Here is a 13,473-nt window from a genome sequence, read left to right on the forward strand (position 1 = left end):
GCGGTTAACTGTAGTTGTGTTGAGGATTAGACAACTCAGATATTACTGGAAAAAAATACTTTCCAACCGGCCGTAATAATGGCACTTCCCAAAAGGATAATCAATGTCCAGACCTGATTTTTTTGGGTTCCCTCTACCGATATTAGCCGATTGTCGATGCCTTCGATTTTCTCGTCTAATACTTTAATATCCCCTTTGAGATCGGTTAATCCTATTTCTACTTTGGTTAAGCGCTCATCAATCTTATCGATCTTCCCCTCAATCCTTGTGAGGACAGCTTCTAGGGAATAAGTAACAGTTTCGTTAGACATTTGGTAAACTCCTACACTGCATCTGGTTGGATATAATTTTATCTTAAGTCTAGGCTTTTTGGTATTCCTTACCCTATAGTTAACTTCACTTCTGTCCAACCACTGAGATAGTGTTAGGTGAAAACTTCGCCAGTTTCTTGTCACTCGATCGAATCTAAAACCTAATTGGTTAAGCTAAAAGCTTTTAGGTACTTAGTTTCTAGCCTTTATAACCCTAACTGCCAATTTTTTCGGGAACTTCCTAACATCCCATTCATCTTAAAACCCAGATTCCACAGGGAAAAAGGGGGAAATCCAGAGGGGTTTCAGGCTTCTTTCCTAGCCCTCTCGGTTTTCTTTTGCTATAAATTGGGTTATGTGTGCAAAGGAGTGAGCGAGTGACGTTTAGCATCGAACCAAAAATTATCAATCCGTCCAAAAACCGTCATGATTATCAATTGTCGGAAGTAATTCGCTATCGTGCTTGGGTAGAGATAGATCGCTCGGCCTTACAACAAAACGTGCGAAAAGTCAAGGCCTTATTAGCCCCAAAAACGGAATTAATGGCGGTAATTAAAGCCGATGCTTACGGACATGGGGCAGTTAAAGTGGCTAACAGCGTTTTAGAAGCCGGAGCGCAATCTTTAGCCATCGCAACTATCGGGGAAGGTATCGAACTACGGGAAGCGGGAATCGTTGCCCCAATTATGATTTTAGGGGCAGTCAATACCCCAGAAGAAGTGGCAGCCCTGGCCCATTGGCAATTGCAACCCACCCTGGTGCAAATCGAACAGGTGCAAATTTTTGCCGCCGTTATGAGACGCTTAGAGCAGCGGCTGCTAGTCCATATCAAACTAGATACGGGGATGTCTCGCTTAGGTACACAATGGCACAACGGCACCAAATTCGTCGAACAGGTTTTAGAGGCTCCTAACCTGAAAATTGCCAGTATATACTCGCATTTTGCCACGGCTGATGATCCGAATCCCGAAATCATGCAGTTACAACGGCAAAGATTCCAACAAGCGATCGCCGAGTTAAGATCAAAAGGTTATCATCCCCCCTGTCTGCATTTAGCCAACTCTGCCGCTACCCTAAGCGATCGATCTCTGCACTACGATCGAGTTAGAGTCGGATTAGCTCTCTACGGTCTTTATCCTGCCGATCATCTCACCGATAAAGTTCCTTTGCAACCGGTGCTGCAAGTAAAAGCACGCATTGCCCAAGTCAAAACCATTGCCGCCGGCTCGGGAGTGAGTTATGGTCATCAGTACATAGCGGCAAAAGACACCCGTATTGCTGTGGTCGGTATCGGTTACGCCGATGGAATTCCCCGCAATCTCTCCAATCGTTTAAAAGTATCCCTGAGAGGACGTTTAGTACCCCAAATCGGCGCGATAACCATGGATCAGTTAATGATTGACGTGAGCGAGATTCCAGAGGTAAAAACAGGGGAAATCGTCACACTTATCGGTAAAGACGGTCCACAGTGCATCACCGCCGATGATTGGGCGCGGGATTTAGGTACGATATCCTGGGAGATTCTCTGCGGTTTTAAGCATCGTTTGCCGCGAATTATTATTAGCAATGGGTGATTATGGCGGTGATCTTAAAAAATGTCAATTGGCGGCAATTCTTATTGTTAACTGATTGGCGATATCTGTGATTAATTTTGCCTAAGTAGGTGGGTGGAATTAAATATAAGATGAACGTAGGTTGGGTTGAAGCATGAAACCCAACGCCCGATTATGTTACGCTACCGCTAACCCATCCTACAAATAATTGTGCCTCCCTACTTAGATACTTGCCTTGGTCAAGTGCGATCGCTAATTGTCAGGCTAGATCAGGAGGTGAATTCTCCGGTGCTTTAGGTTAGAATAAACAGAGTTAATCGACGGCAACTGATTAGTTTTACCCTAGAGGCAGCGATGACTATAAGCAACGATTTACCCCTACCCCCCGGCAGTTTCGGATTACCCCTATTAGGAGAAACAATCGCTTTTTTGACCGATGGGGATTTTGCCAGTAAACGTCATAATAAATATGGTCAACTTTTCCGTACTCATATTTTTGGCAGTCCCACGATTATTTTATCCGGTGCCGAAGCTAACCGGTTTCTCCTCAGCAACGAGAATAAATACTTTGCGGCAACTTGGCCTAAAAGTACCAAAACTCTCCTAGGTAGCGCATCTTTAGCGGTGCATACGGGAGATGTTCACGCTTCCCGTCGTCGTTTAATCTATCAAGCTTTTCAACCCCGGTCCCTAGCAAGTTATATCCCTACGGTAGAAACAATTACCGATCACTATTTAGAGCGTTGGCAAACCGCAAAAACCCTGTCATGGTATCCTGAATTAAGAAACTATACTCTCGATATCGCCTGTAAATTATTTATCGGTCTTGACCAGGGTTCTGCCACCAAATTAGGAGAAGTTTTTGATACTTGGTGTGCGGGACTATTTACCCTTCCCCTTCCCCTTCCCTGGACAGCTTTCGGCAAAGCATTACGCTGTCGAGAAGAATTACTGCAAGCGATCGAAACTATCATTTTAGAAAGACAAAAAAATGATGACTTAGGCCAGGATGCTCTGGCTATCCTTTTACAAGCTAAAGACGAAAACGGTGAAAGTTTATCCTTAGCGGAATTAAAGGATCAAGTGCTATTATTACTCTTTGCCGGTCATGAAACTTTAACCTCCGCTATTGCCACTTTCTGCCTACAAATGGCACTGCATCCCGATATTTTTCAGCTTGTCCTTGAGGAAATAACTAATTTTGATCTATCCACTCCTTTAAGCGTCGATACCCTCAAACAGATGACCTATTTAGATCGCGTTTTAAAGGAAGTTTTACGTTTTACTCCCCCCGTGGGAGGAGGATTCCGTCGGGTAATAGAAGACTGTCAATTTAACGGTTATCATTTGCCGAAAGGATGGGTAGTGCAGTATCAAATCAGCAATACCCATAAAGATAATAATATTTATTCCCATCCTGAAACCTTCGATCCCGATCGCTTTTTAGCCGAGGAAAAACCCTACGGATATATCCCCTTTGGTGCGGGATTGCGCGAATGTATTGGCAAAGAATTCGCTCGTTTAGAGATGAAAATTTTAGCCGTCCGTTTAGTAGAAAAATACGATTGGCAATTACTCCCTAATCAAGATCTCACCCTCACCACTATCCCCACTCCCCATCCTCGCGACGGTTTACAAGTCACCTTTCAACCCCGTTAACCAGTTAGGATAAAAAAACTTTAAAAACAGTTTAGCGTTTTTATCGTAGCCGTGAAATAAATTTCACGGCATTTATTGTGGGAAATGCTCAGATTTTGAGCCGTCGGTGGAACTCCGAACAGAGGTTAATCAGCAGCGGGTAAAGCTTTCGATAATTCTCCATTTTGCTGATGATTTGGTCTATCAAATTCGAGAACTAAGTAACGAATTAAACGCGCTAGGGATTTTTGTAGCAAACCTTCAGCAATTTTTTGTCCCATCTGTTGGGTTTCCGGTTTAGCGATTAGTTTCGTCATCACTGGCACCATAGCCATGGCATCGAATCCTTTTGTTTCCTGTAAAATACTAAAGATGTTGCGAAGATGCTCAAAACTCTTAGCATCACCCAACAATTCTGGGGGAGTTTCTTGCACCGCTAAACCCACCTGTTGCCGGAAATTAACCGTGAGATTAAACCAAGTGCGACGGCCAAAATTATCGAGGGTATTTACTAACTCATTCACTAATTTTTCGCGGATAAATATACCCCTGTCTGACAGAAGAAAATCTAACGCTTGTTCGCTGACTTTCTCGAAGTTAAAATCATTAGAATCTTTAGCATTACGCAGGAGATTTTCTAAACGATTCCAGCGAAAAGTACCGTCTTTAAACAATAAATCCCGCAGGGAATCTCGCAACTCCGTGGAAGGATCGGTGAGCAGACGTTTAGCAATATAAGGATAGGCTTTACTCAGTACCTTAAAATTAGGATCGATGCCGATTGCTATTCCCTCTAAAGTCACCATCGAGCGAATAATCAGGGCATAATAGGCAGGAACTCGAAAGGGAAACTCATACATCATCGCCGACATTTTATCGGTGATACTTTTAAAGTTTAATTCTGCCACACTCGCCCCTAAAGCATTACCGAAAACTTCCGAAAAAGCGGGAACAATTGGCTCTAAATTGGTGGTGGGTGACAGGAAGTCTAATTTAACATAATCCTTGGCCAAAGACTCAAAATCCCGGTTGACTAAATGCACCACCGCTTCGATTAAACCGTAGCGTTGATAGGGTTCAATATTGCTCATCATGCCGAAATCAAGATAAGCTAATTTACCGTCGGGAGTCGCTAATAAATTACCCGGATGGGGATCCGCATGGAAAAATCCGTGTTCAAGTAATTGACGCAAAGAACACTGCACCCCCACATTAACTAAGTGGGTGGCATCAATACCCTGGGCCTGAATTTCTTTGATATTAGTTAATTTTGTGCCGTCCACCCACTCCATGGTTAAAACCCGTCGCCCGGTATATTTCCAGTAGATTTTGGGGATGTAAATTTCGGCAATATGACCATAAAGTTGAGCGAATTTTTCGGCGTTTTGTCCCTCGTGCAGATAATTAATTTCTTCAAAAATACGACTGGCTAATTCGTCGGTAATTGCCACTAAATCGGAGCGAAGTCTTTTAACATTAATTTTCGCCCAACTCGCCAAACTACGCATGATATACACATCTAAAGTTATACAGCGAATCAAATCGGGACGCTGTACTTTAACGGCGACTGTCTCTCCGGTTTTTAATTTACCTTTGTAAACTTGTCCTAGGGAAGCGGCCGCTATGGGATTGGGGGATAATTCTGTATAAATTTCTTCAGGAGAATAACCTAATTCTTCTTCGATAAAACGATAGGCAATTTCATTAGGAAAAGAGGGAATTTGATCCTGGAGAGTGGTTAATTCTTCTAAATATAAAGGCGGTACTAAATCAGGCCGGGTAGAGAGAGCTTGACCGATTTTAATATAGGTTGGTCCCAATTTGGTCAACATTTCCCGCAATTGTACGGCCCGTCTAATTTCATTTTTTGGCGATTTTCCCCGCAGTTTATCCGACCAGATACCGATGACAAAAGATAAAACCGGTAGGGCAATTTCGATTAATCTCCCCAAAACGTCTAGAGGTCGCCGACGGTAATAGTCGTTAATAACTTCGGGATTGTAGCGCCAACTCTCGGCTACGTTGTCATCCATGGGGCCGATATTTTCCCGATGCTCTTCGGGAATATGGACGGGCTGCACTTCAACAGTAATCGCTTCTTCGGGTTGCGTCTCTGGGGAGATCATCTGTTCGGACATAGTTCGGTGACAAGGCAGGGTGATTTGTAAACTATTGTAACAAGTATCGGCTTTCTGCCTGATCTTGTTTCTGTCTCCCCGAATGGTTAGGGACTTGCGTGGGAATAATATCCCAATCGATCGGGGGGCGCAAGCTTTGCGCCCCTACAGTAACGGATTTTGTCCACAATGTAGGGGCGAACTGCGTTCGCCCAAAAGGTACATTATCAAAGCGCAAGTCCCTTATCGGTGTTTTTGACGATTTCGAGGCTGATAACCTATAATGCTGTTCGTAATTTAAATTGCTTGTTGAGATCAGGCGGTCGGCAGGCTTCGTTAATGCCTCTCAAAGTATTCTACAATAGCTCTCGCTATCGATTCTGCACCATCTTTAGGCAGTTTAACCTTTAATCTTGGCGGTTGGGGAGCTTGGCGTAAAAAGTCCCAATTACCCTGAAAAAATTCTTCACTGCTAATGATTTGATGATAACTATAATCTTGGATTCCAGCCAATAAAATCGCTGATTCGGCGAAACCTTCTCGAATTAGGGAAACAATCGGCACCTCTAATTTTAAAGCCTCGGCAAAGGTACTATATCCCGGTTTGGAAATAATTCGATCGCACAGGGGCATAAAATCGACAGGACGATAGCTCCGATCTGGTTTATCCTGTAAGCGGACTAAATTGGGCAGTTCGGGCGCGTTTTTTTCAAAAGTGATAAATTGCCAATCGGGAAAACTGGCGAGGTTATTATATGGAATTGCTTCTAATCCTAACCCACCAAAACTCAATAAAATAGTTTTTTCTTTAGGAGTATTTAGCTTAAATTCCTGTCGTAATTGTTCTTCACTGTAGCGGGGTGTACCCCCGGTTAAACCTGCTTCGGTAACGTGAGGAAATGCTGTCATTGCTTCTGCTAAAGGCAGTTTAAATAAGCGATCACATTGATTATAACAACGACTGATCCAATCACTAATACCCGCAAATTCTTCACCCCAATCACGATAGATAAAATCCCAACCAAAGTTACCAATCATCCAACAAGGAAGCCCCGCACTTTTGGCAATTAGTGCCGCTAAAGGCGGTAAATCGGCTACAACTAAACCCACACGATTAGTTTTAATAAAATTAACTTCACTGGCAATAATTGCCCTTGATTGAGCAATTATTTGTTCTAATTTTTCTTTAGTAGCTAATTTATCCATCGTTAAACTATCCGATTGGATTACCCCCACATCAAACCCCCGATGTCTTTGAATATATTCTCCGGATATGTAGGAATCTAATAACCAGCGCGGAGCAGTGGTGACTAATATCGGCAAAATTTCGGGATTAAGTTCAATAATATTAGCTACCACCGAAGCAGTGCGGACAGCGTGGCCAAAACCATGATTAGTAATGGCGAAATAAACAACAGGACGAGACATAAATAGCAAGTAAGGTGAGAATAATAAGCGATAAATTTTGTTTTTCAGACCGTAGATAAGAATTACCCTTAATTTTAGGGAGGCAAATGGGGCAGTATATAAATACTAGCAAAAGCATAATATTCCGCTCCCGGTTGACAAGCTTCTTGCAGTAAAGATAAAACCTCCGAGTCTCCTTGTTTTGCGTAACGTAATAATGCTAACAACTTTTTAATATATTGACTACGATAGTTAATTAATTCTTTTCGTCCACGCATACCATTGAGATCGAACAAATCTTCAACAATTTGACCACGCCGATCCCGACCATAAACACTGGCCAATTTTGCCATTTCATCCCAAACAAATTCAAGATGTGTATTCGTATCGCTTACTCCATCCGTGGGGTCTATTAACAGAGGATTTCCCGTGATATCATCGAGAGGAAAATTTGTGCCTTTGTGATTGGCATCATTACATTTATCACAAGAAAGCAGTAAATTCTCCCAAGTAAAAGTCAGATCAGGATACTGGCTTTTTGGATAAAAATGTTTGATCGCTCCGTAAGTTACCACTGTAATCTTACTTTCACAGTAAGCGCATTTCCCATTAAACATTTTAACTAATGCGTCTTTAACTTGCGGATGACTGTATTTATTTTGTGCTTGGTTAATTTGAGCTTTAGTTGCCTTGTTGTTTGATTTTATTGATTCTAAAGCCTCTAGCCAACGAGCGGCATTTTTAGCTAATACGCGTGGCTCTGATATTCTGGTGACAGGAATCAAGATAAACGCTCCTCTAGTAAGGCATCAATTCGGGATTCTAAACTATTAGGTTGACTAATTTCGCCAAAGGGTTTAACTTCTCCAACAAATAATGACAGTTGTTCATATTCTTCCTTTTCTTCTGCTGCCAGATTTTTATTTTTACGATTTAGTTGGTGGTAACGCTTAATTTTATTTTCTGTATCAGTGGGATAGGTTGATTTCAAACCAAAAGCAGCACTTGTTAAAGTACGATCAACATTAGCCGCTAATTCTAAATAAGGAATTTCTACAATCTCTAATTCACCCTCTACCAGATCGATTCGTAGGGTTAAAGACTTTTCCCCCGCACCGGCAGCGATTAAAGGACTATGAGTAGCGACAAAGAATTGAAGGTTGGGAAAAACTTCCTGTAACCATCCAGCAATTTCCCTTTGCCAAGAAGGATGTAAATGAACATCTAACTCATCGATTAAGACGACTCCAGAAGCCTCTGTGGGGTTATCTAGATTGGGGAAGGATTGTAATAATCGCCAAATTAAATCCCCAGCTAAAGCAATCATACTCCGAAAACCATCGGATAAACTAATGGTTGGAACTTTTTGACCGTTAACTAGAAACTGAATCAAGGCATCGGCAGTTACTTCAGCAATTTCTACATTACCGGGTAACAGTTTAGTAATTGCTTCTTCGCCGATTTTTTTCATTTGTTTGGATTTACTATCTTCAGGATTTTTGGCTATTCGATAATCTAAATACACCATCCATCTCTCAAAAGAACTTAAAGATGTATCCTCATGAAATTGGCTGAAAAAGTTGCTAGAGCGTTGCGGGGGTTCAAGACTAGGAATAATCACTTGACTCACTCGTGTCAAACGACGGAAAGCTCCATAACCGACGGCAAACCAACCACGACTATCGGAGGCAAAAGCATTGGCTCGCAACCAACTTAAAATTTTGCTATTTTCTTCGATTAATGCTGGTTCTGTATAGGTTTGTTTGTCCTTACTGCCTCCTAACTCTAACCTTTCCTTGCCTGTAACAAAATAGGAATAAGCAAAAGTTTTTCGAGTTTTATCTATACCAAATTTTCCCGCATCCCCATCTTCTTGATGAAGCACTGCGGTTAATTTACCCGGTGTCTTGGGATTACATATCCAACCAGTCGGACGTGGTAATAATTCTTTGGCTGCTTCTGGTCCGGCGAGCAGTAAAGCTAAAGCCTGTAAAATCGTGCTTTTTCCTACTCCATTTTCTCCTAATAAAGTGATCCAATGATAAGGTTTAGCATCCTGACGACGTTTATTATCGGGATTACGAATAATAAATTTAATCTCTTGATTCTGGAAGCATTTAATGTTTTCGAGTGTTATACTTTCAACCCACATCGACATTCCCCCAGAGGATAACAGCGATCGATAAAATTCTAGCTTATTCGGCCACATCTAGCCCTTTTTGGCCTTCATCTCTAAATCCAGTCAAAAACCCTCTCTTCGGGGAGAGGGTGAATTAGATTTAGGAATTTTCCTCTAATCCAAAGACGCGATTAAAAGCTTTCAAGACTTTATAACCAGAATCGATCGATTCTAGGGGATCTTTCCGCAAACGGTGACGTAAACAGAGAACAATTACCCGACGGATATCATCTACCGTCACAGTCGTCCGTCCTTCTAAAGCGGCCAGAGCTTTAGCGGCGCGATTGGTAACGATATCGCCGCGCAATCCATCCACGTCTAACTCGGAACAAACCTCGGAAATTTTCACCCGCAGATCATAATCAAGCTCCACAGAAGGCAAAAGATTCTGGGCCTCCACTAGCTTTCTTTGCAGTTCTTCCTGTTCTAAGTTATATTTCTCTAAAAACGAGAGGGGATTGCCATCAAATTCCGCACGCTGTTCCACGATTTTGACCCGTAGAGGTGGTTCTTTGACGGTGTGAATCTCGGCGTGCATTCCGAAGCGATCGAGCAGTTGTGGGCGCAATTCTCCCTCTTCTGGGTTGCCCGATCCCACCAAAACAAACCGGGCCGGGTGACGGATGGAAATTCCTTCCCGTTCCACCGTATTCCAACCACTAGCGGCCGAATCTAATAGCACATCGACGAGGTGATCGTCAAGTAAATTGACTTCATCCACATAGAGAATGCCGCGGTTAGCTTTGGCCAGCAATCCTGGTTCAAAAGCTTTTACCCCTTCTGACAGGGCCTTTTCGATGTCAATCGTGCCACAGACCCGATCCTCCGTCGCACCGAGGGGCAGATCTACCATAGTGACTTTTTTCTTGGCAATGGTCAAGGGAATGGATTCATCCACCTTTTGCCGCACCTCATCGCTCATTAAATCGGGATCATTGGGGTCAGAATTAAAGGGATCGTTAGCAACTACGTCAATTTCTGGTAAAAGGTCGGCTAAAGCCCTAATTGTGGTCGATTTTCCCGTACCTCGATCCCCCATAATCATCACCCCGCCAATTTTGGGGTCGATGACGTTGAGCATTAGGGATAATTTCATTTCTTCCTGGCCGACAATAGCGGTGAAGGGAAAAACCACGCGGCGAGTTTTCGGAGGAGCTTGGGGAGTCACGGTCATAAGTGGATTCAAAAGTCAAGAGTTGTTGCGTAAAGAATTATATCTAGTGTGGGTTCTAGCCGTCAGCTTTCAGCAAATCTTTATCATTGTAGGTCTTTTTCCCTGCTTTTTAGTATCCAGCGCCAGAGGGGATGATGCGGCCCTTTGGCCCGAATTTTCTGCACCCGTTGCTCTAAGCGCAGTTTTTCTCTGGGGGAAAGTCCTAAAATAATATTGCGACTTTGCCAGACTAACACTGCTCCTGTAATGGCAAAACAAAAGGCTAGACCGATAGAAGGCCAGTAATTGAAAGCTAAAGCGTATCTAAGGGCTGTCCAAGTAAAATATTGCCGCATTAAGGCTATATCATCCCATAAAACCCATAAACTCGCCGAACCAATCCCTAACCAACAACCCAACACGAATAACCAACGACCCCATACCGTCAGTCGATGTAATCTTTGGACTTGTTGCTGTAGTTCAGAATCGGCCATTTCAGTTATCAGTGAGCAGTAATTCAGTGGGGTTGTGGGGTGTGGGGTGTAGGGTGTGGGGTGTAGGGTGTGGGGTGTAGGGTGTGGGGTGTAGGGTGTGGGGTGATGGGGTGATGGGGTGATGGGGTGATGGGGTGTGGGGTGTGGGGAAGTAGGGTGTGGGGAAGTAGGGTGTGGGGTGTGGGGTGTGGGGTGTGGGGGGATGGGGAAATGGGGTGATGGGGTGATGGGGAGAATCAATAAAGGTAGTCAGTCTATTGACAACTGCTCACTGATTACCACTGTCCACTGAAAACTCAAATCTGATAACTGATAACTGATAACTGATAACTGAATTATCCCTTGACAATTGCCCCAAAATCTGCTAGGACTCGGGCGTGATTTCGCAGTAAACCCAACAGATTTAAACGATTGCGACGGACAGATTCTTTTTCGGCCATGACTAATACACTATTTTCGCCATCAAAAAAGTCAGCCACCAGGGGAGAAATTGCCGTTAAAGCAGTGACAAGACGCTGATAATCTCTTTGCTCTCTTGCGCTGATAGTTTCGGGAATTAGGGCAATTAAAGCGTCATAAAATGCCTGTTCGGAGGATTGTTCAAATAACTCCCTATCGATGATTCCCTTGGTTTCTAGGGTAGTTGTATCTAAATCTCCTTTTTGTGCCAAACGGGTCGAGCGATTGACGGTTTCATAGATGTTTGCTAACTGACCATCCTGACGAATTTGGCATAAAAAGCGAGCGCGTTCACGGGTATCTAATAAATTTTCTAAAGCGCGAGACTTATACTCCGGATCGTTTTCCCCTAAAACTGCATTAACGAGATCATAATCTATCCTCAAATCATCAATTAAGAGAGTTTGCAGACGTTGTAAAAAGAAATCTTTAATCAGATTTGCTGGGTTGGGTTTATCGGGATGACAGGTAACAAAATCCTTAGCTATCTGCTCAATTAATGCCAAAAGATTGATATTAAAATTGGCTGACCAGATAATACTAATTATTGCATTGGCAGCCCGACGGAGAGCGAAGGGATCTGAGGAACCAGTGGGCAGCATTCCCAGTCCAAAAATACTGACTAAAGTATCCAAGCGATCGGCAATTCCCACCACTTGACCGGTTATTGTTTCCGGGAGTATATCCCCAGCATTGCGAGGCAGATAATGTTCAAAAATGCCCCGGGCAACTACAGGCGATTCACCACTAATTAAAGCATATTTTTCGGCCATTACTCCCTGTAATTCGGGAAATTCATAGACCATTTGGGTAACTAAATCCGCTTTACAAAGCATGGCAGTGGACTCTATATCACTGCGACTTTGTTCATCGAGATTTAACTGTTCGACGATCATCTGGGCAATTTCCATAATTCGATCGACTTTATCGCGCATGGTTCCCAATTCTTCTTGGAAAGTGACGGTTTCCAGTTGGGGAAGAAAACTATCTAAGGGTTCATCACAATCGGCAGTATAGAAAAATCTGGCATCAGCTAACCGTGCGCGGATAACCCTTTCATTTCCTGCGGAAATAATCTCCGATTTCTGGGGATCGCCATTGGAAATAGTAATAAAATAGGGTGACAAACCCTGGGGAGTTTTCACAGGGAAATAACGCTGGTGTGTCACCATCACGGTAATAATTACTTCCGGGGGTAATTCCAGAAATTCATCGTCAAATTTGCCAACAATTGCCGTGGGATATTCGACTAAGTTAGTCACTTCTGCTAATAAATCTGCGGGAATTTCTGCCACTCCCTGGAGTTTTTTGGCTAGGGTGCTAATCTGATCGGTAATTATCTGTTGACGCACTTGCGGATCCGCTTCCACAAAAATCGATCGCAAACTGGTTAAATATGCTTGGGGATGACTAATGGCTAAAGATTGCGGGTGTAGAATGCGATGACCAAAAGTTAAGCGATCGCTGGTTAAAGTGGTAGAGCCATTAATTAATTCTAGGGGCAAAACTTCCCCATCCACTAAAGTTAATAACCAACGAATTGGCCGGGGAAATCTTAAATCTCCATCTCCCCAACGCATAAAACGTCTTCCTTCCAAACGGGTAATCCATTGGGGAATTAATTCAGTTAAAATCTCGGCTGTTGGACGACCTGGAATCGTTTTTTCAATATAGACAAATTCTCCTTTGTCTGTGGCACGAATGGAGAAAGCAGCGGTGCTAACTCCCTGTTTTCGAGCAAAACCCTCACCCGCGGGGGTAATTTGACCATTTTTGTAGGCGGCACTAACTGGCGGTCCTTTGATCTCCTCGCTGCGAGCTTCTTGCTCCTTCGGTAATCCTGTGATTAACACGGCCAAACGGCGCGGGGTTCCGTAAACTTGAATAGCAGTCGCATCCAGAGATTCCGTCTCTAAACTCTTGCTAACTCTTTCCTGCCATTGTGCGATCGCGCTATCGACAAAATCTGCGGGTAGTTCTTCTGTACCGACTTCAAGTAAAAAATCCATCTGATTGATTGGCCGTGTTTATGCTTCACCAATCATCTAGGCTATCACAGAAGCCGTGTCCTTAGTTTTTGATCAGCTGTACTGCATTTAAACTGCATATGGGAAATTTTAGTACAAATGCTCAAACTTCCTCGACCTAGCTTTGGTGCTGCC

At 43.2% G+C, this 13,473-nt stretch carries 10 protein-coding genes; 2 read left to right on the forward strand and 8 right to left on the reverse strand.

The window, feature by feature from the left end:
• Nucleotides 1–35: 35 nt before the first annotated feature.
• Nucleotides 36–311 (reverse strand): polyhydroxyalkanoate biosynthesis repressor PhaR, encoded by a 276-nt coding sequence (locus tag IM515_RS10890; protein WP_271989705.1) that lies wholly within the window; start codon nucleotides 309–311, stop codon nucleotides 36–38.
• A gap of 377 nt (nucleotides 312–688) precedes the next feature.
• Here IM515_RS10890 and alr point away from each other — a divergent pair, with 377 nt between their 5' ends.
• Together alr and IM515_RS10900 are read left to right on the forward strand one after the other, a co-directional pair.
• Nucleotides 689–1,885, forward strand: a complete 1,197-nt coding sequence (alr, locus tag IM515_RS10895; protein ID WP_287628933.1) for an alanine racemase — start codon at nucleotides 689–691, stop codon at nucleotides 1,883–1,885.
• 333 nt (nucleotides 1,886–2,218) lie between these two features.
• Nucleotides 2,219–3,523, forward strand: coding sequence for a cytochrome P450 (locus tag IM515_RS10900; protein ID WP_287628934.1), 1,305 nt, complete (start codon nucleotides 2,219–2,221; stop codon nucleotides 3,521–3,523).
• 125 nt (nucleotides 3,524–3,648) lie between these two features.
• Here IM515_RS10900 and IM515_RS10905 read toward each other — a convergent pair whose 3' ends face one another.
• The 7 genes from IM515_RS10905 to glyS form a co-directional block, all read right to left on the reverse strand.
• Complete coding sequence (locus tag IM515_RS10905) at nucleotides 3,649–5,640, reverse strand: ABC1 kinase family protein (protein WP_287628935.1); 1,992 nt, start codon at nucleotides 5,638–5,640, stop codon at nucleotides 3,649–3,651.
• Between the two features lie 315 nt (nucleotides 5,641–5,955).
• Nucleotides 5,956–7,047 carry a glycosyltransferase family protein gene (locus IM515_RS10910; protein WP_287628937.1) on the reverse strand — a complete coding sequence of 364 codons (1,092 nt, stop codon included), beginning with the start codon at nucleotides 7,045–7,047 and terminating at the stop codon, nucleotides 5,956–5,958.
• 74 nt (nucleotides 7,048–7,121) lie between these two features.
• Nucleotides 7,122–7,811, reverse strand: a complete 690-nt coding sequence (locus IM515_RS10915; protein WP_287628939.1) for an HNH endonuclease — start codon at nucleotides 7,809–7,811, stop codon at nucleotides 7,122–7,124.
• Complete coding sequence (locus IM515_RS10920; RefSeq protein ID WP_287628940.1) at nucleotides 7,808–9,235, reverse strand: AAA family ATPase; 1,428 nt, start codon at nucleotides 9,233–9,235, stop codon at nucleotides 7,808–7,810. Before IM515_RS10920 ends, IM515_RS10915 begins: the two co-directional genes overlap by 4 nt.
• Nucleotides 9,236–9,305: 70 nt before the next feature.
• Entirely contained in the window at nucleotides 9,306–10,379 is a 1,074-nt protein-coding gene (gene bchI / locus IM515_RS10925; protein WP_193959275.1) for a magnesium chelatase ATPase subunit I, read from the reverse strand.
• A gap of 83 nt (nucleotides 10,380–10,462) precedes the next feature.
• Complete coding sequence (locus IM515_RS10930; protein WP_287628941.1) at nucleotides 10,463–10,852, reverse strand: hypothetical protein; 390 nt, start codon at nucleotides 10,850–10,852, stop codon at nucleotides 10,463–10,465.
• A 335-nt stretch (nucleotides 10,853–11,187) separates the two neighbouring features.
• Entirely contained in the window at nucleotides 11,188–13,320 is a 2,133-nt protein-coding gene (gene glyS, locus IM515_RS10935; RefSeq protein ID WP_287628942.1) for a glycine--tRNA ligase subunit beta, read from the reverse strand.
• Nucleotides 13,321–13,473 lie beyond the last annotated feature (153 nt).

Source organism: Microcystis sp. M44BS1, assembly GCF_020244875.1.
Classification (GTDB): Bacteria; Cyanobacteriota; Cyanobacteriia; order Cyanobacteriales; family Microcystaceae; genus Microcystis; species Microcystis panniformis.